Annotated in this window: 20 protein-coding genes; 11 read left to right on the plus strand and 9 right to left on the minus strand. The window is 70.6% G+C overall.

What is annotated here, in order from left to right:
• Positions 1 to 10: 10 nt before the first annotated feature.
• The 4 genes from E6G06_09555 to E6G06_09570 form a co-directional block, all read right to left on the minus strand.
• Positions 11 to 424 (minus strand): redoxin domain-containing protein, encoded by a 414-nt coding sequence (locus tag E6G06_09555; protein TML91687.1) that lies wholly within the window; start codon positions 422 to 424, stop codon positions 11 to 13.
• Positions 425 to 554: 130 nt separating this feature from the next.
• Positions 555 to 1,463, minus strand: coding sequence for an alpha/beta fold hydrolase (locus tag E6G06_09560; protein TML91688.1), 909 nt, complete (start codon positions 1,461 to 1,463; stop codon positions 555 to 557).
• Positions 1,464 to 1,535: 72 nt separating this feature from the next.
• Positions 1,536 to 2,795: an alpha/beta hydrolase gene (locus E6G06_09565; GenBank protein TML91689.1), complete on the minus strand. Its 1,260-nt coding sequence runs from the start codon at positions 2,793 to 2,795 to the stop codon at positions 1,536 to 1,538.
• Positions 2,796 to 2,826: 31 nt separating this feature from the next.
• The gene (locus E6G06_09570) at positions 2,827 to 4,335 is read right to left on the minus strand and encodes a long-chain fatty acid--CoA ligase (GenBank protein TML91690.1); all 1,509 of its coding nucleotides are present in this window, start codon (positions 4,333 to 4,335) and stop codon (positions 2,827 to 2,829) included.
• 80 nt (positions 4,336 to 4,415) lie between these two features.
• Between E6G06_09570 and E6G06_09575 the strand changes: the two genes are divergently transcribed.
• Both E6G06_09575 and E6G06_09580 read left to right on the plus strand, forming a co-directional pair.
• Positions 4,416 to 5,819 (plus strand): wax ester/triacylglycerol synthase family O-acyltransferase, encoded by a 1,404-nt coding sequence (locus E6G06_09575; GenBank protein ID TML91691.1) that lies wholly within the window; start codon positions 4,416 to 4,418, stop codon positions 5,817 to 5,819.
• A gap of 40 nt (positions 5,820 to 5,859) precedes the next feature.
• Positions 5,860 to 6,459 (plus strand): DedA family protein, encoded by a 600-nt coding sequence (locus tag E6G06_09580; GenBank protein ID TML91692.1) that lies wholly within the window; start codon positions 5,860 to 5,862, stop codon positions 6,457 to 6,459.
• A 7-nt stretch (positions 6,460 to 6,466) separates the two neighbouring features.
• Here E6G06_09580 and E6G06_09585 read toward each other — a convergent pair whose 3' ends face one another.
• Positions 6,467 to 7,159, minus strand: a complete 693-nt coding sequence (locus E6G06_09585) for a hypothetical protein (protein TML91693.1) — start codon at positions 7,157 to 7,159, stop codon at positions 6,467 to 6,469.
• Positions 7,160 to 7,165: 6 nt separating this feature from the next.
• Positions 7,166 to 7,861: a hypothetical protein gene (locus tag E6G06_09590; GenBank protein ID TML91694.1), complete on the minus strand. Its 696-nt coding sequence runs from the start codon at positions 7,859 to 7,861 to the stop codon at positions 7,166 to 7,168.
• On the opposite strand from E6G06_09590, the gene E6G06_09595 reads away from it, so the two are divergent.
• Both E6G06_09595 and E6G06_09600 read left to right on the plus strand, forming a co-directional pair.
• Complete coding sequence (locus E6G06_09595) at positions 7,812 to 9,086, plus strand: ATP-grasp domain-containing protein (protein TML91695.1); 1,275 nt, start codon at positions 7,812 to 7,814, stop codon at positions 9,084 to 9,086. The genes E6G06_09590 and E6G06_09595 overlap by 50 nt on opposite strands.
• Positions 9,087 to 9,168: 82 nt before the next feature.
• The gene (locus E6G06_09600) at positions 9,169 to 10,533 is read left to right on the plus strand and encodes a radical SAM protein (GenBank protein ID TML91696.1); all 1,365 of its coding nucleotides are present in this window, start codon (positions 9,169 to 9,171) and stop codon (positions 10,531 to 10,533) included.
• A 12-nt stretch (positions 10,534 to 10,545) separates the two neighbouring features.
• Here the strand turns inward: E6G06_09600 and E6G06_09605 are convergent, their stop codons facing one another.
• Positions 10,546 to 11,631: an S-(hydroxymethyl)mycothiol dehydrogenase gene (locus E6G06_09605; GenBank protein TML91697.1), complete on the minus strand. Its 1,086-nt coding sequence runs from the start codon at positions 11,629 to 11,631 to the stop codon at positions 10,546 to 10,548.
• 24 nt (positions 11,632 to 11,655) lie between these two features.
• On the opposite strand from E6G06_09605, the gene E6G06_09610 reads away from it, so the two are divergent.
• Positions 11,656 to 12,471, plus strand: a complete 816-nt coding sequence (locus E6G06_09610) for a hypothetical protein (GenBank protein ID TML91698.1) — start codon at positions 11,656 to 11,658, stop codon at positions 12,469 to 12,471.
• On the opposite strand, the gene E6G06_09615 is transcribed toward E6G06_09610, so the two are convergent.
• Positions 12,464 to 13,504, minus strand: a complete 1,041-nt coding sequence (locus tag E6G06_09615; protein ID TML91699.1) for a phospholipase — start codon at positions 13,502 to 13,504, stop codon at positions 12,464 to 12,466. The two genes, E6G06_09610 and E6G06_09615, sit on opposite strands and share 8 nt — an antisense overlap.
• 195 nt (positions 13,505 to 13,699) lie before the next feature.
• Between E6G06_09615 and E6G06_09620 the strand changes: the two genes are divergently transcribed.
• From E6G06_09620 to E6G06_09645, 6 genes are read left to right on the plus strand one after another with little or no spacing between them, the layout of a single operon-like run.
• On the plus strand, positions 13,700 to 14,689 hold the full coding sequence (locus E6G06_09620; protein TML91700.1) for a hypothetical protein: 990 nt from the start codon (positions 13,700 to 13,702) through the stop codon (positions 14,687 to 14,689).
• The gene (locus E6G06_09625; GenBank protein TML91701.1) at positions 14,686 to 15,216 is read left to right on the plus strand and encodes a hypothetical protein; all 531 of its coding nucleotides are present in this window, start codon (positions 14,686 to 14,688) and stop codon (positions 15,214 to 15,216) included. Before E6G06_09620 ends, E6G06_09625 begins: the two co-directional genes overlap by 4 nt.
• Before the next feature lie 60 nt (positions 15,217 to 15,276).
• Entirely contained in the window at positions 15,277 to 16,359 is a 1,083-nt protein-coding gene (locus tag E6G06_09630) for an ABC transporter ATP-binding protein (GenBank protein ID TML91702.1), read from the plus strand.
• Positions 16,356 to 17,285: a sugar ABC transporter permease gene (locus E6G06_09635; GenBank protein TML91703.1), complete on the plus strand. Its 930-nt coding sequence runs from the start codon at positions 16,356 to 16,358 to the stop codon at positions 17,283 to 17,285. The genes E6G06_09630 and E6G06_09635 overlap by 4 nt, the downstream gene beginning before the upstream one ends.
• Positions 17,275 to 18,099 carry a carbohydrate ABC transporter permease gene (locus tag E6G06_09640; protein TML91704.1) on the plus strand — a complete coding sequence of 275 codons (825 nt, stop codon included), beginning with the start codon at positions 17,275 to 17,277 and terminating at the stop codon, positions 18,097 to 18,099. Before E6G06_09635 ends, E6G06_09640 begins: the two co-directional genes overlap by 11 nt.
• Before the next feature lie 7 nt (positions 18,100 to 18,106).
• Entirely contained in the window at positions 18,107 to 19,510 is a 1,404-nt protein-coding gene (locus tag E6G06_09645; protein TML91705.1) for an ABC transporter substrate-binding protein, read from the plus strand.
• On the opposite strand, the gene xylB is transcribed toward E6G06_09645, so the two are convergent.
• The gene (gene xylB / locus E6G06_09650; protein TML91718.1) at positions 19,507 to 20,949 is read right to left on the minus strand and encodes a xylulokinase; all 1,443 of its coding nucleotides are present in this window, start codon (positions 20,947 to 20,949) and stop codon (positions 19,507 to 19,509) included. The genes E6G06_09645 and xylB overlap by 4 nt on opposite strands.
• Positions 20,950 to 20,957 lie beyond the last annotated feature (8 nt).

Consider the following 20,957-nt stretch of genomic DNA (forward strand, 5'->3'; position numbering starts at 1 on the left):
CCGGCCGCCGTCAACCAGGCGAAGGCAGCGCGGCCAGCACCTCGTCGAGCGGTGCGTGTTCCGAGGAGTGCGCGTCGAGGTGCGCGTAGCGCACGTGGGAGCCGGGCCCCACCACGAACGTGGCACCGAGCTGCGTGACACGGTTGCCCGAGCGGTGCACGCGAAAGCCGTCGCGGTGGGCCTGGCGGCTCCCGCTCCACGAGCGCGGGCCCGCCAGGGTGAAGATGCTCGCCTTGCGCACACTCGCCGCGCGTGCCGCCGACGCGTCGTCGTCGACCAGCACGGGGAAGTCGATCTGCTCTTCGGCCACGAACGCCTTCGCATAACGCACGTCGCCCGTGCCGATCGCCACCACCTCCGCGCCCCGGCTGCGGATCTCGTCGTGATGGCGACGCAACTGCGCCGCGTGCGCTCGGCAGTTCAGTCAGCCGAAGTGACGGAGGAAGACGAGGATGACGGGGCGATCCACCCAGAGGTCGCCCAGGCGATGGGGTACGCCGTCTGCGTCGTCCAGGGTGAGCGCCTCGAGCGCGGCGAGATCCATCTCGAGGAGCCTATCGGGGGTGGGCGATCCGGCTCGCCACGGAAGCGCAGGCCTCGAGGAGCACGGGTACGAACCGCTGCGAGCCGAACATGCACGCGGCGTGACCGGCGTCGACCGGGTGGATGGTGGCGCCGGGGATCGACTGGGCCAGCTTGATCTGACGGGTGGGCGGCACCCCGCGGTCACGCATCATCACGACGACGGCAGTCGGGACGTCGATCTCACCGACCCAGTCGCGCGAGCTGAAGCTGCCGATGGCCGAGAGCGCCTTGAAGAGGGCCGACGGTGGCGTGCGCCGGAACTCCTCCCACGCCCAACCGGGGAGACGGCGAACCGTCGGGCCGGGCTCGGCCTCGAACGCGTCGGCTTGTTGCCGCACCGCGGCGGGTGGCGCCGGGAGCATGAGCTGCACCGCACCCATGACCGCGGGTAGCGCGGTGAAGAACAGCCGCTCCCCCGGCTTGCCCTTGAAGTTGCGAGCGGCCGCGCAGAGCACGAGGCCCTGGATCAGGTCCGGGTGGCGCCGCCACACGAGCTGGGCCACCTGGCTCCCCATCGAATAGCCCACGAGCACGCAGTGCTCGATGCCGAGGGCCCGGGCGGCCGCGGCGACGTCGTCGGCGCAGTCCGACAGCCGGAACCGGCGCTCGGGCGCGGAGCTTCGGCCATGGCCGCGGAGGTCGAGCGCGACCACCCGGAACTGGGACGACAGCGACTGGAAGGCCGGCGCCCAGTTGAGCAGCGCGGTGGCGCCCAACCCGTGCACGAGCAACAGCACCGGTGCGTCGGGGCGGGGCCCGGGGATGTCGCAGGCGAACGCTACCCCCCGCTCGCCGAGCTCGATGAGCTCCGCATCGGGAAGCGTGACAACGGAAAGGAGGGGCGACACGAGGTCGTGCGTTGCCCGCATGATGTTCACGCCGCGCCTACCTCCCCGACGCGCCGAATCGCTCGAATCTGACGCGCCGTCAGAGTAATCGCGACCCCGCCGTCAGGCGCGAATGACGCGCGACCGAGGCTTGCCCGCCCGGGTGCCGTAGGCCCACGCGAGCCATCGCTCCGTGGCCCGCACCACGTGCAGGGTGCGGACCGACCGGAAGATCTCGAAGGCGTGTTGCGCTCCGGGCAACTCGGCGTAGACGACCGGCGCGTCCGACGCGGCGCGCAGCAGCCTGACGAAGCTGCGGGCCTCGGCCACCGGCACCAGCGTGTCGTTGGCCCCGTGCACGACGAGGAACGGGGGGGCGCCTTGGTTCACCTGATCCATCGGCGACGCGCGCTCCCACGCATCGCGCGCCGTGGCCAGCTTCGACTTCATCACCGTGCGCTCGAGGAACTTGCCCATCCCCCGGCCCCGAATCCCGTCGCGGTTGGTGAAGTCGTACACGCCGTAGAAGGGCACGCAGGCCTGGACCGTCGTGTCGGCGGTCTCGAAGCCGGGCTGGTACTCGGCCCGGTTGGGCGTGAGCGCGGCGAGGGACGCGAGGTGACCACCGGCCGAGCCGCCGCTGATCACGACGTAGCCGGGATCGCCGCCGTACTCGGAAACATGCTCCTTCACCCAGGCGAGCGCCCGCTTCACATCGATCAGGTGATCGGGGAACGTGGCCTTCGGGCTGAGCGCGTAGTTCGCGGTCACGCACACCCACCCGCGTGACGCGAGCTGGAGCATGAGGGGGATCCCCTGCTCGCGCTTGTCGCCGATGACCCATCCGCCTCCGTGGATGTAGAGGAAGACGGGACGACCGTCCGGACGGGCGCGGTTGCGGTACACGTCGAGGCGTTGGCTGCGCCGTCCCTGCCCGCCGAAGTCGATGTCGCGCACCTTCTCGACCTCGCGATCACGGGTGCGGATCGGGAGCACGAGGCGCTGCCAGCGCAGCACCGGATCGTCGTCGTCACACAGCTCGGGTGCCATGTCGGCCCGGTAGTCCTCGCCCAGCGTCTCCTGCAGCGCCGCCTCCATCACCGCGCCGGCACGTGACGCCTGTGCCACGAGCACGACCAGTCCGCACCACGAGACGACGGTGATGCCCAACCCCACCAGGCCCGGCCAGTCGTCGAGCGCGCCGCCGGCGATGAAGAGCGCGGTCGCCACCATCTGCCACACGAGGTGGTGCACCGGCAGCTCCGACGTGAGCCAGCCGGCGAAGAACGCGGGCAGGGAGAGCACCTCGACACGCAGCGGGCGGAAGGCGTTGATCGTGAAGAGCAGGCCGATGACGCTGACGATCAGGAAGACGGCTGGCATCTCGGTATCCCTCCTCGGAGGCCGGCGTCGCTCACGTCGCGCCGTCCGCGGTGAACTGCTTCTTCAGCTCGGCCTTCTGAACCTTGTCGGTGCCCGTGCGCGGCAGCTCTGACACGAACAGCACCCGGCGCGGCACCTTGTAGTCGCTGAGCCGCTCGTCGGCCCATGCCACCAGGCCGGCCTCGGTGAGCGTGTGGCCCTCCCGCAGGATGACCGCCGCCACCGGCACCTCGCCCTTGCGTTCGTCGGGCAGCCCGACGACGGCCGCCTCGGCGACCGCGGGGTGCATCCCGAGCGCGGCCTCCACCTCCACCGCGAACACCGAGTAGCCGCCGTGCTTGATCACGTCCTTCTTGCGGCCGGCGAGCTCGACCAGCCCCAGGTGCCGGCGGCGGGCGAGGTCGCCCGTGCGCATCCAGCCGTCGGCCGTCAGCGCCTCGTCGGTGGCGCCCCGCTTGCCGTGGTAGCCGCGCATCACGCCGGGGCCCTTCACGACGAGCTCGCCCACGGTGCCTCCGGCGACCGGCCGGCCTTCGTCGTCGACCACCTTCATCTTGAAGCCGGGCAGGGGAATGGCGACCGCGCCGCTCACCGGCAGCAGCGGCGGCAGCACCTTGAGGGCGACGCCTCCGCCGAGCTCGACCATGCCGTAGCCGTCGACGAACATCGCCTCGCCCACCGACTTCCCGATGAAGGGGAGCGTGGCCGAGGCGCCCAGGCGCTGGAACTTCTTGGCCAGCTCGAAGGGCATGGCGTCGGCGCCGGAGGCCCAGAGGCGGATGGACGAGAGGTCGCGGGTCTCCGCGCCCGCCTCGGCCATCATGCGGTACATGGCCGGCACGCCGATGAACACGGTCGCTTTCCGCTGCTCGATCGCGTCGAGCGCGGTGTCGGGCCGGAACTTGCGCAACAGGTAGACGGGCACGCCCAGTGCCGCGGCCTGGACGAGCATCGAGAAGCCGGCGATGTGGGCGACCGGCATCCCCGTGACGGCTTCGTCGCGTCGCAACCGCGCAGGGAACAGCACACCGCGCCCCGCCTGGCCGACGAGCGCCCGGTGGGTGAGCTGCGCGCCCTTCGGCTTCCCGGTCGTCCCCGACGTGTAGAAGAGCGCGGCGACGTCGTCCGGTTCCGCGTGCACGGCCTCGATGGCGGCGCCACCGTCGAGTTCGGCCGTGTCGCGGACGACGATGGCGGCCTCCGAGTCGGCCACGACATGGTCGACCTCCTCGTCGCGCATCTTCGGGTTGACGGGCACCGCCACCCCACCGGCGCGGCTGGCCGCGGCGCACAGCAGCACGAGGGCGTAGCCGTTGGGCGCCGCGATGACGACGCGGTCGCCGGGAGTGATCTTGGCCTGGATGGCACCGGCCCAGCGCGCGGTGAGCTCCGCGGCCTCCGCGTAGCTCAGGCGCAGCCCGTCCTCGCCGTCCTCCTCCACCAGAGGGGCGTCGCCGTGTACGCGTTCGAGCCGCTCGAACAGCGTCCCCAACGTGAGCTCATGCCCCCGTACGAGATCGAGCCGGTCACGCCACGCCATCTACGAGTCCGCCATCGATGAGGCGTTCCCCGCCGCGCTGGCCATGACGGGATTCTAGGCGGAGTGCCAGAATCGCAGTCATGGAGCGCCTCACGGGGCTCGACGCTGGGTTCCTCTACATGGAGACCCCCACCCAGCACATGCACACGCTGAAGATCGCGATCCTCGACCCCTCCACGGTGCCGGGCGGCTACAGCTTCCAGGGGGTCAAGGAGGTGCTGGCCGAACGCCTGCACCTGCTCCCCCCGTTTCGGCGCCGGCTGGTAGAGGTGCCCTTCAACCTGCACCACCCCGTGTGGATCGAGGACCCCGACTTCGACCTCGACTTCCACGTGCGCCGCGTCGGGGTACCCGCGCCCGGCGGCCAGGAGGAGCTCGACGAGCTCGTCTCCCAGATCGCCAGCCACCAGCTCGACCGCCGCCACCCGCTCTGGGAGCTCTGGGTCGTCGAGGCGCTCGAGCACGGCTCCATCGGCTTCGTCTCGAAGATCCACCATTGCATGGCCGACGGTGTCAAGGCGGCCGAGCTGCTGGTGAACGTCTTCGACACCGTGCCCGACGCGATCGCGCCCGCGCCCCCCGCGCGCCCGTGGCGCCCCGAGGCCATTCCATCGGGGGCCCAGCTGCTCGGGCAGGCGATCGTCGCCATGCTGCGCGCGCTCGTCGGCGTGCCTGCGTTGGTCAAGCGCACGCTCGGGGGCTTCCGTGCCGTCGCCCGTCGCCGTCGCTCCGGCGCGGTGAGCCCGCCCCTGCCCTTCAGCGCCCCGAAGACGGCGTTCAACACCGCGCTGACACCACACCGTTGGTACGTCTCCACCTCGCTGTCGCTCGAGGAGGTGAAGGCGGTGAAGTCCGCGCTCGGAGCAACCGTCAACGACGTCGTCCTCGCGGCATGCGCGGGCGCGCTGCGCCGTTACTTCGACGCGCGCGGCGACCCGGTCGACCGACCCCTCATCGCCGGCGTGCCCGTGTCGACGCGCACCGAGGAGAAGGGTCGTCTGGCCAACAGCGTCTCCAACCTGTTCGCATCGGTCCCGATCGATCTCGACGATCCGGTCGCACGGGTGACAGCGGTGCACGAGGTCATGAAGGGGGCGAAGGAACAGCTCAACCTCCTGGGTGTGGAGATGCTCGCCGACTGGTCCGAGCTCACCCCGCCCCGCCCCTACGCCGCGCTCAACCGCATGTACTCCCGCTGGCGGCTGGCCGATCGCCACCGCCCTCCGATCAACCTCGTGATCTCCAACGTCCCGGGACCGCCGCAACCGCTGTACGTGGGGGGCGCGAAGTTGCTCTCCATCTACTCCATGGGCCCGATCCTCGAGAACATCGGCCTCAACATCACGGTGTGGAGCTATCTCGACCAGATGAACTTCGGCATCGTCGCATGTCGCGAGACCATGCCTGACCTCCGTAGCCTGGTCGGCTACCTGCACGATGCGCTGGCGGAGCTCATGAAGGCGGCGGACTCCCGGCGCTCGTAGGAGCACGCACTTCGCTCTCGGGCGCGACTAGACCGTCGCCATGGCCGCACGTGTTTCGGAGCTCCTGGGCGAGGCCGTGAACCCGTGGGGCTGCGTGCTGCTCAGCGCGCTGACCGCCCTCGAAGCGTCCGCGTTCGTGGGCCTGTTCGTGCTCGGAGGCTTCTTCGCCTACCAAGGGAAGCTCAACCTGTTCCTCGTGATCGTGGTGACCGTGATCGGCGGTGTCATGGGCGACTCCGCCGGCTACGAGATCGGCCGCTTCCTGGGCGGACGCATGCGGCGCACGTGGTTCGGTCGCAAGATCGGGGAGCAACGTTGGGAGAGAGCGCACAAGTACGTGCGCGAGAAGGGCGCGCGCGCGGTGCTCCTGGGTCGATTCGTCGGCATCCTCCGCGCCCTGGTCCCGGCGGTGGCCGGCGACTCGCGCATGCCCTACTCGAAGTTCCTCCTCTGGAACGTGATCGGCGCGATCGTGTGGGGACCCTCCGTCGTCGTCGCCGGCTACCTCGCCGGGCGCTCGTGGCGGGTGATCGAGACCTACCTCAGCCGCGGCGGCTTCGCGCTCTTCGCACTCATCGTCCTGGGCTTCGTCGCCGCGCACCTCCTGCGCAAGCGCCGCAGGGAGAAGGCGGACACCTAGGAGACCGCTACCCCAGCTTCTCGGCGTAGTGGGCGCGCATCGACTCGTTGGCGTCGGCGACCGACCGAAGCCGCTCCTCGAGGCCGGTGAGCGCAGGCGCCGGCAGCACGCTGAGCAGCATCCCCGGCTCGACCGCAGTGAAAGTGCGCATCCCTGCGCACCCGAGCGAGAGCTCGAGACGGGTCGACTCGAGCGCACGGGGGATGGCCGCGCACGCGGGGCGCCCGTGGACGTGCATCGCCGGCTCGTCGAGCTGCACGGCCCCGGCCGCCTCGGCCAGCCACATCGCCTGCTCGGGCGTGGACGTCACGAGCACGACGTCGGGCTCGAGCGGGAAGCGCTCGAGCGGTCCGTACGCGATGACGGAGGGCCCCGGGCGCACGGATGGCAGCGCCGCCGCCTCGCCCGGTTGCAGATAGGCGATCGACTCCATCAGAGCGACCAGCTCGCCGGCCTTGTGCTGCACGTCGGGATCCGCATCGAGGCCCATGGTGAGGACCCCGATCGGGCAACCCGCGTGGTCGGCCGCCTCCGTGTAGAACACCCGGTCCCGCGCCAACCGCCAGAACCCGCAGCCGGCCGCCATCGCGGTGTCGACGTGGTCGATGCCGTCGGGCGCGGCATCGAGGAAGGCGACGGCCACCGGTGCCAGCTCGAGGCCGAGCGCGTCGCACAGCACGGTGTCGAGCTCGGCGTGCACGCCGACCTACTTCTTCGCCGCTTCGAAGTACGGGTTCGAACCGCTGGCGTGATCGGTCACGTCGGCGACCCGCACCACCTCGGGCACGGCTTCGCGTATTGCGACCTCGATGCCCTGGGTGAGCGTGACCGAGGCGAGGCCGCAGCCCTGGCAGCCACCGCTCAGGCGCAGGTACGCGACGTCGTCCTCGACCGCGACCAGCTCCGCCGCGCCACCGTGGGCCGCGATGCTGGGGTTGATCTGCTGCTCGAGCACCTGCATGATCCGCTGCGCCACGTCCCCAGTGAGGTCCGCGGGCGGACGACCCATGCCCGGGCTCGCGACGTCGGGCGGGCGGTTGGGGTTGTTGATCACCATGCCCGTCGAGCCGGGCCCGGACAGGTCGAGGGTGGCGCCACGCACCTTGTCGATGCTGTCGGCCGGGATCACGACCGAGAGATCGTCGTGACGTTGCACGACGTCGTCGCTCGCGGCGTCGTCGATGGCCTGGAAGTACATGTCGTAGGTGTACGCGCCCGCTGCGGTGCCGCTCACCTCGAGCCAGAGGGCCAGCCGCTCGGGCTCTGCCTCCTGGGCACGCGTCTCGAGCACGAGCGCGCGTGCCCGTTCGGTGACGGTGATGGCGGGGGCGGCGGCCGGCCCGCCCGCTTCGATGTCTTCGGGCTCTTCAGGCTCTTCGGGGCTCATCGCAGCAGTCATCATAGGCCCCGTGGCCCGTGTCCTCCTGCTGCTGCCCTCCGCCACGTACCGCGCGCCCGACTTCCTCGACGCGGCGCGCGCCCTCGACGTCGAGGTGGTGGTGGCCTCGGAGCAACGTCAGACGTTGGCCGGTGCCATGGGCGACCGCGCCCTCCACCTGGAGCTCTCCGATCCCGGTGCGGCTGCGGAGGCCATCGTCGCGCTCGCCCGTCGAGCCCCACTCGACGCGGTCGTCGCCGTCGACGACCAGGGCGTGCTCGTGGCCGCGGAGGCGTCGGCCCGCCTCGGCCTTCCGGCCAACGCCCCCGCGGCTGTGGCCGCGACGCGCGACAAGACGCTGATGCGGCGCGCCCTCGCCGAGGCCGGTGTCCCACAGCCCGCGTACCGGGTTGTCGGGCCGGAGGACGACGTGGTCGCGGCGGCCTCGGAGCTCGGGTTCCCGTGCGTGGTGAAGCCGGTGTCGCTGTCGGGGAGTCGCGGCGTCATCCGCGTCGACGACCCGGCGGCGGCAGGGGCGGCCGCCACGCGGGTGCGCCACATCCTCGACGACGCGGACGAAGACGCCGCCGGGCCACTGCTCGTCGAGCGGTTCGTCGCCGGTGACGAGGTCGCCCTCGAGGGGCTGCTGCGCGGCGGTCGGCTCGACGTGCTCACGGTCTTCGACAAGCCCGACCCGCTCGACGGCCCCTACTTCGAGGAGACGATCTACGTCACGCCGTCCCGCAAGCCCGCGGCCGCGCTCGACACGATTGCCGCGCGTACCGCCGACGCGATCGTCGCGCTCGGTCTACGCGAAGGCCCGATCCACGCGGAGTTGCGCGTCTCGGGCGACGAGGTGTTCGTGCTCGAGGTCGCAGCCCGTTCGATCGGGGGCCTGTGCTCACGCGCGCTGCGCTTCGGCGCGGGGGTTCGCCTCGAGGAGCTCATCCTCCGGCACGCGCTCGGCCTGCCGCTCGACGGAGTGCAGCGCGAGGCGGTCGCCGCCGGCGTGATGATGCTCCCGATCCCCCGCGCCGGCGTGCTGGCCGGCGTGCACGGCCAGGACCGCGCTCGCGCGGTACCCGGCATCGCCGGGCTCGAGATCACCATCCATGCGGGTCGACCGGTTCAGCCGTTGCCCGAGGGCGACCGCTACCTCGGGTTCCTCTTCGCACGCGGCGCCACGCCCGCCGAGGTCGAGCAGTCGCTCCGCGCCGCGCACGCGTGTCTCGACGTCGTCATCGACTGATCGCTTCTTGTCGTACACAGCCGTGGTGACGACGGTTGAGTACGACAAGAAGAAGGGGATTGGCGCTTAGGCTGGGCGGGACATGCGCGTTCTCCTGATCTCGACGTACGAGCTGGGTCACCAGCCGCTGCACGTCGCCTCTCCGGCGACCGCGCTCAGGCGGGCGGGCCACGACGTGCGTGCGCTCGACCTGAGCGTCGACCCGTGGGCGCCGGACCAGGTGACCTGGGCCGACGCCCTCGCGTTCTCGGTGCCCATGCACACGGCCATGCGGCTGGCGCTGCGCGCGGCCCGCACCGCGCGCGCCCTCCGGCCCGACGTCCCGATCTGCCTCTACGGGCTCTACGCGCCGGTGAGCCGCGACCACACCCTCGGGACGGTCGCCGACCGGCTGTTGGCGGGTGAGTACGAGAGCGCTCTCGTCGAGTGGGTCGACGGCCTCGCGTCGGGACGCGCGGGTGGTGGCGACCAGACGCTCGTCCACCTCGGACGCACGCGCTTCGGCCTTCCCGGGCGCGACCTGCTCCCCCCGCTCGAGCGCTACGCCCGCCTGGTGGTCGACGGTGGAGATCGACTGGTCGGATACGTCGAGGCGAGCCACGGCTGCGCCCACCGCTGCCGCCACTGCCCCGTGCCGGTCGTCTACGACGGGCGCATCCGTATCGTCGACCTCGATGCCGTCGTCGGCGACGTGGCCCAGCTGGTCGCGGCCGGGGCGCGCCACATCACCTTCGGAGATCCCGACTTCCTCAACGGCGTCCACCACTCGCGGCGCGTGGTGCGCGCCGTTCACGAGCGCTTTCCCGACCTCACGTTCGACTGCACGACCAAGGTCGAGCTCATCCTGCGACACGAGGGCATCTGGCCCGAGCTGGCGGCCGCCGGGTGCCTCTTCGTCGTCTCCGCCTTCGAGAGCCTGAACGACCACATCCTCCGGCGGCTCGACAAGGGCCACACCGCGGCCGACGCGGCCCGAGCGGTGGCGCTGCTGCGCGAGCAAGGCATCGAGATCCGCCCCTCGTTCCTGCCGTTCACGCCCTGGACGACCATGGCCGACGTCGTCGAGTTGCTCGAGTTCGTCGCCACCCATGACCTCATCGACAACGTCGACCCCGTGCAGTACACGATCCGCCTGCTCCTCCCCGAGGGATCGTTGCTGCTCGACCGGAGCGACCTCCTCCCCTACCTGGGGCACTACGACCCCGAGCTGCTCGGCTACCCGTGGACGGCTGCCGACCCTGCAGTCGACGCGCTGCAGGTCCGCGTGGCGCGCGTGGTCGAGCACAGCCTCGACGCGGGCGAGAGCATCGAGACCACGTTCGGACGCGTGTGGCGGGAGTCGGGTGCCCCTGGTGCCGCCCCCACCGCCGCGACCGCCGGGCGCCCTCGCCTCAGCGAGCCCTGGTTCTGCTGCGCGGAGCCCACCGAGGCTCAGCTGACCACCTAGTCGACAGATCGTTCAGAGCACCACGACAGACCGGAGCACCTCGCCGCGCTCCATCTTGTGGAACGCGTCCTCGACCTGATCGAGGCGGATGGTCTCCGACACGAAACCGTCGAGGTTCAGCTTGCCGCGAAGGTACAGGTCGATCAGCAGCGGGAAGTCACGCGACGGGAGGCAGTCGCCGTACCACGACGACTTGAGCGCGCCACCCCGGCCGAACAGCTCGATCATCGGCAACTCGATGGTCGCCTCCGGCGCCGGCACTCCGACCTGCACCACCGTCCCCGCGAGGTCGCGCGCGAAGAACGCCTGACGGTAGGTCTCGGGAAGGCCGACCGCCTCGACCACCACATCTGCCCCCAGGCCGTCGGTCAGGCCCTTGATGGCCTCGACGGGATCCGTCTCACGCGCGTCGACCACGTGGGTGGCGCCGAAGCCGCGTGCCCATTCGAGCTTGCGAGGGTCGACATCGACTGCGATGACGCGTCGCGCCCCGGCGAGGCTCGCCCCCGCGATGGCCGCGCTGCCCACACCGCCACATCCGATCACCGCCACCGTGTCGCCCTGCCCGACGTTGCCCGTGTGGACCGCAGCACCGAAGCCGGCCATCACGCCGCAGCCGATGAGACCGGCCGCTTCGGGACGCGCTGCGGGGTCGACCTTCACCGCTTGGCCCGCGGCGACGAGGGTCAGCTCGGCGAAGGCGCCGATGCCGAGGGCGGGGCTCAGTGGAGTGCCATCCGCACGCGTCATCTGCTGCGCCGCGTTGCGACTGTCGAAGCAGTACCAGGGTCGACCGCGCCGGCACGATCGACAGTTGCCGCACGGCGCCCGCCAGGCGATCACGACGTAGTCACCCGGCGCGACGCTGGTGACACCGTCGCCGATCGCCTCGATCGTGCCGGCGGCCTCGTGACCGAGGAGGAAGGGGAAGTCGTCGTTGATGGCGCCCTCCCGGTAGTGGAGGTCGGTGTGGCACACACCGCACGCCTGGACCCGGACGAGCACCTCGTCGGGCCCGGGATCGGGGACGACGATCGTCTCGAGCGAGACCGGCCGGCCCCGGTCCGCGGCCACGACGCCCTGCACCTCATGAGCCATGGCCGCGGACTGTAGCGTCGCCTCATGGCGGCCCAGACGGTGTACCGCGTGCGCGCCCATAACGCGGCCACCGAGTCCGAGAACAAGATCCACCACGATGACGTGGCGCAGCGGCACGGCTTTCGCGGTGGCCTCGTGCCGGGCGTGACCGTCTACGCGTACATGACCCACCCGGTCGTCGCGTTGTTCGGTCGCGCGTGGCTCGAGCGCGGGACGATGACGGCCCGTTTCCACCAGCCGTTCTACGACGGCGACACCGTCACGGTGGACGCGGCCTCCGTCGAGCCAACCGCGCTCGAGCTGACCGCCACCAACGACGCCGGCACCGTCTGTGCCACCGGCCGCGCCGCGCTCCCGTCCACGACCGACGCGGCCGCCCCGCCCGACCCGGCCGACTACCCCGAGACGCCCCTGCCCGATGAGCCGGCGCCGGCGACCCCGGAGACCCTCGCCGCGCTCGACGTGCTCGGCAGCCTCGAGGCGGGGTTCCACGCCGATCGCGCCCACGGGTTCCTCGGCCAGCTCGACGACGACCTCGTGCTGTACGCCCGCGACCGCATCGCCCATCCGGGCTGGTTGCTCCGTGCGGCCAACGACGTCCTGGCCGCCAACGTGCGCCTCGGGCCGTGGATCCACACTGCGAGCGCCGTCACCAACCTCGGGGTCGTCCACGACGGCGATCGGGTGGCCACGCGGGCGCGGGTTTCGGGGCTCTCCACGCGCAAGGGCCACGAGGTCGTCGAGCTCGACGTGATGCTGCTCGCGAACCGCGACCGACCCGTCGCCCACATCCGCCATTCCGCGATCTACCGGCTGCGCGAGCCGGGCGCAGCTACGTGAGCGTGCTGACGAGCACCGTCGTGCCGGCGACGTTGCCCTGCTGCGTGATCGCCTCGAGGCTCCCGTCGCGACCCTTGAGGTAGTGGTCGAAGAAGTCCAGCATGACCTTCACGATCACTGCGCCGGCCGGGCCGAAGAACAGCGTGTGCGGGCCGTGCAGGATCGTGAGCAGGAACTTCGGTGGGGTCGCGGCCCGGTAGGCGTTCTGACTGGATTGGTACGGAACGGTGGCGTCCGCGTCGCCATGGATCAGCAGCAACGGTGTCCCTCGGTAGACGAACGTCCCGCCCGGGAACGACGCCTCGATCCCCGAGATGGGGACCGCGGCCTTGATGCGAGTGTCGGTGCAGCACGAGTTGTAGGCGACGCCGAGTGTCGTCATCGCGCCCAGCGAGTGCCCGGCGACGGCCACCTTGTCGGGGTCGACCATCCCGTGCAGGAGACTGGCGCCGTCGCCGTTGAGCCGCAGCATCTCGGAGATGACGAAGCTCACGTCGGCGGGCTGGTTCTTGTAGTCCGCGGCGCTCGGCCCCCCCGGGGCGCCCCGGCTGCTGAGGGGAAAGGTGGGGGCGGCGACGACGTACCCTGCGGCCGCCAGCTGACGGAGGAGCGCGGTGTAGCTCGGACCGTTCGAGGTGAACCCGTGGGAGAACTCGATGAGGGGATACGGCCCGCCGTCGCGAGCCGGCGGCGCCTCGGGGACATCGCGGTCGCTCGCGTCACCCTGCGCGGGATACAGCACCATCGTCTGCAGGGTGCGCGACGGCCGCCCGGGCTCGCCGCGGTTCGGATCGGTCGGCCGGCTGGTGTCGACGAACGACTCCGTGCGCACACCGACGGCGTAGGGCCCGAAGTTCTGGGGCTTCGCCGGCGCGGTCGTCGCCGGCAGCGCCAGGGGCGAGGCCTGGTTGACGGTGCCGGAGGTACAGGCCGCAGCCATCGTGGCGGCGACGAGCGCGGTGGCCAGCGCGCCGCGCCGCCTCCACCGGCGGGGGGTGTCGGTGTGCGAGCGCGTGTGCGTGGGCCTCTCCACTCGTTCAGCCTACGGGAGCTCGACTACGCAGCGTAGGACTTCCCACCGTAGGACATCGACCGGCCGGCCGTAGGTCGCTCGGCTCATCCTGCGTTCAGATCCTCGTTTTGGGTGCCGATATGCCGTACAACGAGTAGCGCCGCGATCGACGACCGACAGCAGCCCCATGACGCCCATGACCATCTCGAGGACGCAATGAGCCTGACGGGGCTGGTGCGGGCGCGACGAGCGCTACGGCAGGCGGGCGTCGACGACAGGATGGCGCTCGAACGCGTGCCGCACACGTTGAACGAGGTCTGGTACGCGGGTCCGTACGTCCTTCGTATCAGCGCCTCACCCGTCTCGCGCCGGTTGGAGCACGAGGCCAACGTGGCCGCCGTGCTGCCGATCGAGGTGCTCTACCCCCACGTCGTGGGCCATGGGCGGGGCCCCGTGGGCGAGTGGCTGCTGTTGCGCCGCGCGCCCGGCCGGCCGCTCAGCCGCACATGGGGTGAGATGAGCGACAGCGAGCGGCGTCGCGCCGTCAGCCAGCTCGCGGATGCCATGCGGGCCCTCCACTCCGTCGTCCTGCCTCAGGACGGCCCGAGCGCCATCAGGCCGCCCTTCCTCGATCGCAACACGCTCGAGTGCCCCCACCAACTTCCTCCGGCGCGCACGCTCGAGCTCGTCGACCAGGCCACCCGGCTCCCGTACGTCGACGCCCCGATGCTCGCCAACGCCGCCGACATCGTGCGGGCCGGCGCGATCGCGCTCAACGGCGACCATGCCGCCCCGACTCTCGTCCACGGCGATCTCCACTTCGAGAACGTCCTCTGGGACGGACGCCAGATCAGCGCCCTCCTCGACTTCGAGTGGGCGCGTCCCGGCCCTCCCGACCTCGACCTCGACGTGCTGCTGCGCTTCTGCGCGGAGCCCGGCGTCAACGTCGCCGCGGACTACGAGCAGCAGCTGCGACGGCGCGACTACCGCGACCTGCCCGTCTGGTTGCGCGAGTCGTATCCGGAGCTGTTCGCGCACCCGCGCCTCAACGAGCGCCTGGCGTTGTACAGCCTGGCCTACGACCTCCGGGAGCTGCTGCTCCGACCGCCGCGAGGCCCGATCGACCAGTTGCCCACCCACCATCCCTACAACCGCATTCGCCGGCTGGTCGAGATGCGGCGCGCGGCCCACTCGAACCTGTGGTGATCCTGCGCAAGCGCCACGAGGCGATCCCCGTCCCCGATTGGGTCTGGCAGGACGCGTGGGTCGCGGTCATCAGCGCCTACGCCGAGCTGCGCATCCGGAGCGAGCCCGAGCTGCTCCGCTCGGTGAGAATGTGCGAGGCCACCATCCAGCAGGTGGCGGAGGCCGAGTCGGCGGAGGCGGCCGAGTTGCTCTCGGAAGGCACGTTGGGCACCCGCTCGGGGCCCGTCCTCGTGCGCGCCATCCGCTCCGGACACCCCGACATCGTGCGGGCCAAGCTGCTCGAGGACTTCCATCGCACGGTCTGGCCCGAGGCGGTGAGCCGTGGCCAGCGCGAGCTGCCCCGTGAGCTGACCTTCGACGCGGTGCTCGACGAGAACGGGCGCGACGAGCTCGAGGCCCTCTGCTTCCAGACCCTGCGTCGCTACGCCTCCGACGCCACGTGGGCGGTCGTGGTCGAGAGCGCGGCCTACGACACCGACGCCCGGCCCAACCCCCAGTTCGCCGAGGTGCTGCGCCTCCGGCTCTAGCAGTGGGTGGCCGAGCGGGGCGCGGTCCCGCCGGCGCTTCCGTCTATTGTCGCCCCGAACATGGGTCAGGTTGCCTTCCTGGACGTCTCCAAGCGCTTCGGGAGCTTCACCGCCGTCGCCGACCTCACGCTCGAGGTCGAGGATCAGGAGTTCCTCGTCCTGCTCGGGCCTTCCGGATGTGGGAAGACGACTGCCCTGCGGATGGTCGCCGGTCTCGAGGAGCCGACCGGCGGCACGATCCGGATCGGCACCCGCGTCGTCAACGACGTGGAGGCCAAGGACCGCGACGTCGCCATGGTGTTCCAGAGCTACGCGCTCTACCCGCACATGACGGTGGAGAAGAACATCGAGTTCCCGTTGCGATCGCGGAACGTCCCGAAGCACGAACGGCCGGCGATCGTGGCCGAGGCGGTCCGCACCCTCGACCTCGACGGCCTGCTCGATCGCCGTCCCGCCCAGCTGTCGGGTGGCCAGCGCCAGCGGGTGGCACTGGCGCGTGCCATCGTGCGTCGTCCCCAGGTGTTCCTCATGGACGAGCCGCTCTCCAACCTCGACGCCAAGCTGCGCGTCCAGACGCGCGCCGAGCTCATCGAGCTGCACCGGCGCCTGGCAACCACGTTCGTCTACGTGACCCACGATCAGGTCGAGGCGATGACGATGGGAGATCGCATCGCGATCATGAACGCAGGCGTGCTGCAACAAGTTGGACCTCCGCAGGACGTCTACGAGAAGCCGGCCAACCTCTTCGTCGCGCGCTTCATCGGCAATCCACCGATGAACACCATCACCGGCACCATCGCCCACGAGCCCGAGGGCGTCGTCGTCATGCTGCCCGGCGGGCGCGTCCCGCTGCCGGCCCCGCTCGCCCACGCGGTAAGCACCGATGGCCGCGCCGTCGTCCTGGGCGTTCGCCCGGAGCACCTGGCGATCGGCGACGGCCCGATCGCGGCCACGGTGTCGGTCGTCGAGTCGCTGGGCCACGAGCGCCACGTCGTCTGCCGGCTCGAGGACGGCCAGCTCGTCACCGCGCGACAGCCCTCGAGCGTGACGGCCCCCTCCGACGGGACTGCGGTGCGCCTGTCGTTCGACCCCGACCACCTGCACCTGTTCGACGCCACCACCGAGGCACGGTTCGACACATGAGCGACCTCGATCGGCTGGTACCCGCGGTCGACGTCACCTCGCGGCCGGTGCGCCGGCTCAGCCGCCGGGTCCGCGAGGCGGGGCTGGGCTATCTGCTCATCCTGCCGTCGCTGCTGGCCTTCGTGACCTTCGAGTTCTATCCCTTCTTCCGCAACTTCTACCTGGCGCTCTACCGCACCCCCCCGTTTCCCGGGTTGCCCAAACGCTGGGCCGGCCTCAGTCAGGTCGGCGACATCCTCTCGTCCGGCGACTTCCGCAACAGCCTCAAGGTGACGGCGCTGTTCGCGGTCCTCACCGTGCCCACGGGCGTCATCCTCGGCGTCGCGCTCGCGGTGCTCGCCCATCAACGCCTCAAGGGCATCGGCATCTACCGCACGATCTTCTCCTCGACGGTGGCGACGTCGGTGGCAGTGGCCTCGGTGATCTTCGTCACCCTCTTCAACCCACAGGTGGGGCTGCTCTCCTATCTCGTGGGCCAGAGAGACTTCTTGTCGGACCCGACGTGGGCACTGCCGGCCGTGTCCATCGCCTTCATCTGGCAGCACCTCGGCATCACCTTCATCCTGATCTCCGCCGGGCTCGGTGCCGTCCCCGACGAGCTGCTCGAGGCGGCGCACGTCGACGGGGCGGGGCCGTGGTCGCGCTTTCGCAACATCACCCTGCCCCTGCTCTCCCCGACCATCTTCTTCGCGACGGTCGTGACCTCGATCACCGCGTTCCAGGCCTTCGGCCAGATCGACCTGCTGACCGAGGGCGGTCCCGACAACCGGACCAATGTCCTCGTCTACGCCGCGTACAACGAGGTCTTCAAGCACAACAACCTCGGAGAAGCTTCGGTGCTGGCCATCGCGCTCTTCGTCATCACGCTGGTGCTCACGATCGCGCAGCTCACCTTCCTCGAACGGCGCGTGTTCTATGGCCGCTAGGCGATTCCGTCTGGTCGTGCGCTACGCGATACTCACCGCGGTGGCCGGGGTGGTGCTGTTCCCGCTCTACATCGCCGTCGTCAACTCACTCCTGCCCTCCGAGCAGCTCGTGGCCCGCCCTCCCCGCTTGTTCCCGGCGCACCCCGACTGGAGCACCTACCGCCGGGCGTGGAACGCCGGCCACCTCGGCAACTACCTGAAGAACAGCTTCATCGTCACCGCGCTGATCGTCGCGGGTCAGGTATCGACGTCGATCCTGGCCGCCTATGCGTTCGCCTTCCTGCGGTTCCCGTTGAAGCGGACGCTGTTCGTCGTGTTCCTCGCCACGACGATGATCCCCTTCGAGGTCACGTTCTTCACCAACCAACAGACGATCGTGAGCCTGGGCTGGTACGACACCTATCTCGCGCTCGCGGTGCCGTTCCTCGCGACGGGCTTCGGCACGTTCCTCCTGCGGCAGGCCTTCCTGCAGGTTCCACGCGACCTCCAGGACGCAGCTGCCCTCGACGGCTACGGGCACCTGCGCTTCATGACCCGGGTGGCCGTCCCCCTGGCGCGTCCCATGATCGCCGCTCTCAGCCTCTTCTCCTTCTTCGCGGCGTGGAACCAGTACCTTTGGCCGCTCATCGTCACCCGCGACGCCCGGCTCCGGACGGTGCAGATCGGTCTACGCCAACTGCGGGGTGAGTCGGTCAACGACATCAACGTCACCTTGGCGGGCACGGTGCTCGCCGCGTTGCCGTTGTTCATCCTGCTGCTCGTGTTCCAGAAGCAGCTCGTCCGAGGTCTGACGGCCGGTGCCGTGAAGGGATAGGGAGCGAATGTCTCGACCGTGGTCGCGCATCGGAGCAGTGGCGATGATCATCGGCCTGCTGGTCGCTGCATGTAGCAGTGGCAACGACAAGGGCAGCGGTGGCACGGGTGGTGGAGGTGGAGCGGCTGCGGGCAAGTGCCCGCTCGGCGCGATCGCCAAGGCGCCGCGCAAGCCGGTCGACATCACCGTCTGGCACGCCATGACCCAGGCCAACGAGACCACGCTCAAGCAGCTGACCGATCAGTTCAACGGCTCACAGACGGACGTCCGCGTCAAGCTCGTCAACCAGACGAACTACGAGGACACCTTCACCAAGTTCAAGGCCGGTCTCGGCAGCGGCGACCTTCCCGACCTGGTGCAGCTCCAGGACATCTCGCTCCAGCTGATGATCGACAGCCGGGCGATCCTGCCCGCGCAAGCGTGCGTCGACGCCGACAAGTACGACCTCTCCGACCACATCATCCGGGTGGTCGACTACTACAAGGTCAAAGGCGTGCTGTGGCCGATGCCGTTCAACGTGTCGAACCTGGTCCTGCTCTACAACAAGCAGGCCTTCACCAAAGCCGGTCTCGACCCCGAGAAACCGCCGGCCACCTTCGACGAGATCCGCGCTGCGTCCGAGAAGATCGTCGCCAGCGGCGCGGCCAAGGCCGGCATCGCCCTGAAGCGAGCACCCGAGTACCCCGAGCAGTGGCTGGCCAAGGCGGGGCAGCCCTACGTGAACAACGGCAACGGCCGGCAACGCCGGGCCACTGCGGTGACGTTCGACAACCAGGCGGGCCTCGACATCTACACCTGGCTCGCTTCGATGGTGAAGGACAAGCTGGCCGTCAGCACGCCCAACAAGGGGTTCGACCACCTGTTGGCGGTCGCGAACGCGAACACGGCGATGACCATCGAGAGCTCGGCGTCGCTCGGCACGATCGTCGGCGTGCTCGGCAACTACCCGTCGGTCACGCTCGGGGTGGGGGCGTTCCCCGGGCCCCTGGGCCAGGGCGGCGTGCTCGTGGGCGGTGCTGCGATGTACATCGTCAACAAGTCGAGCCCGGCCAAGCAGGAGGCGGCCTGGCGGTTCGCGAAGTTCCTCGACGAGCCGGCGTCACAGGCCACGTGGTCGGCCGGCACCGGCTACGTGCCCATTCGCAAGTCGGCCATCGACCTCGAGCCGATCAAGAAGCGATGGGCCGAGGTCCCGGGCTTCAAGGTGGCGTACGACCAGCTCCTGGCGGGTGCCACCAACACGGCCACCGCGGGACCAGTGATCGGCGACTACGCGGGGGTGCGCAAGGCGGTCGAGAACGCGCTGACCGCGATGATCACGACCGGCACCCCGCCGAAGACGGCGATCGACCAGGCCGCACAGCGCGCCAACGCCGCCATCAAGGACTACAACGTCCGCGTCGGCGGCTAGCTGCAACGAGGGCTCGGGCCCACCCTTCGCCGGGCGGCTTCGGCGTCGCGCCGCTCGGCATAGCGACCCCGCACCTCGTCGGCGTCGACGCGCGCGTCGGGCTCGACCACCTCTCCCCCACACAGGCTCCACGCGGCGGCAAGCTGCTCCGGCGGACAGCCGTGCAGCACGGACGCGGCCTGAACGCACGCGCCGGTGGCGACGAGCTCGTCGGCGACGGGCACGATCACGTGCCGGCCGGTGAGGCTCGCGACGATCGTGCGAACCGCGGTCGAGCGGGCGCCTCCGCCCACCAGCGCGAGCCGGCCCGTGTCGACATCCACCCCGACGCCCTTCAGCGCATCGAGACCGTCGAGCAATCCGCACACGACCCCCTCGATCGCCGCGCGCGCGACCTGGGCGGGCGTCACATCGGTTCGCAGACCGGCGAGCACGCCGGTGGCGTCGGGGCGGTTCGGTGTGCGTTCTCCGTCGAGATAGGGAAGCAGCACCAGCCCGCGCGCACCATCGCGTGCCTCGAGAGCGAGTCGATCGAAGCCGGCGAGGTCGACACCGAGCAGACGGGCGAAGGCGTCGACGACGCGCGCCGCGTTGAGGGTGCAGACGAGCGGCAGGAAGCGACCGGCTGCGTCGGCGAAGCCCGCCACCTCGCCCGACGCGTCGGCCACCGGGCGCTCGCTCACCGAGAACACCGTGCCCGACGTCCCGAGCGAGATGGCGACGTCGCCCGGCGCCAGGCCCAGCCCGAGGGCCGCGGCCATGTTGTCGCCCGTGCCGGGCGCCACGCGCGCGCCCTTCCAGTCGCCCACGGCCTCTCCCGGATCGGCGACGCGCGGCAACCGCGCAACCCAGTCGACGTCGGCGTCGACCAGCGCCAGGAGGTCGGGCCGCCAGCGCTCGTCGACCGGCGACCAGTAGCCGGTGCCCGACGCGTCGCCCCGATCGGTGACGACCTCACCCGTCAGCCTCAGCGTGAGCCAGTCATGAGGGAGGAGCAGCCGACGCACGGCGGCGAACACCTCGGGCTCGTTCTCCCGCAACCAGGCCAGCTTGGTGATTGTGAACGACGCCACGGGCACGCTGCCGCACGCAGCCGCCCACCCGCGCGCACCCAGGCGATCGACCAGCGCGGTCGCCTGTGGAGCCGACTCGGTGTCGTTCCAGAGCTTCGCCGGGCGTAGCACGCGGCCCCGCCCGTCGAGCACGACCATGCCGTGCTGTTGCGCGGCGACGGCCACGGCGTCCACCGGGGGGGCGCCCGCCTCCGCGTACGCAGCCTCGAACGCCCTCCACCAGGCCGCCGGGTCCTGCTCGGACCGGGGCGGGCCCGCCGGAGGATGTCGCGCGCGGCCGCCCGACACCAAACGCCCGTCATCGGCGTCGCGAATCTCCACCTTGCTGGACTGCGTCGACGAGTCGACGCCTAAAATAAGACCTATGTCGCCTC

The organism is Actinomycetota bacterium (assembly GCA_005888325.1).
Lineage (GTDB): Bacteria > Actinomycetota > Acidimicrobiia > Acidimicrobiales > AC-14 > AC-14.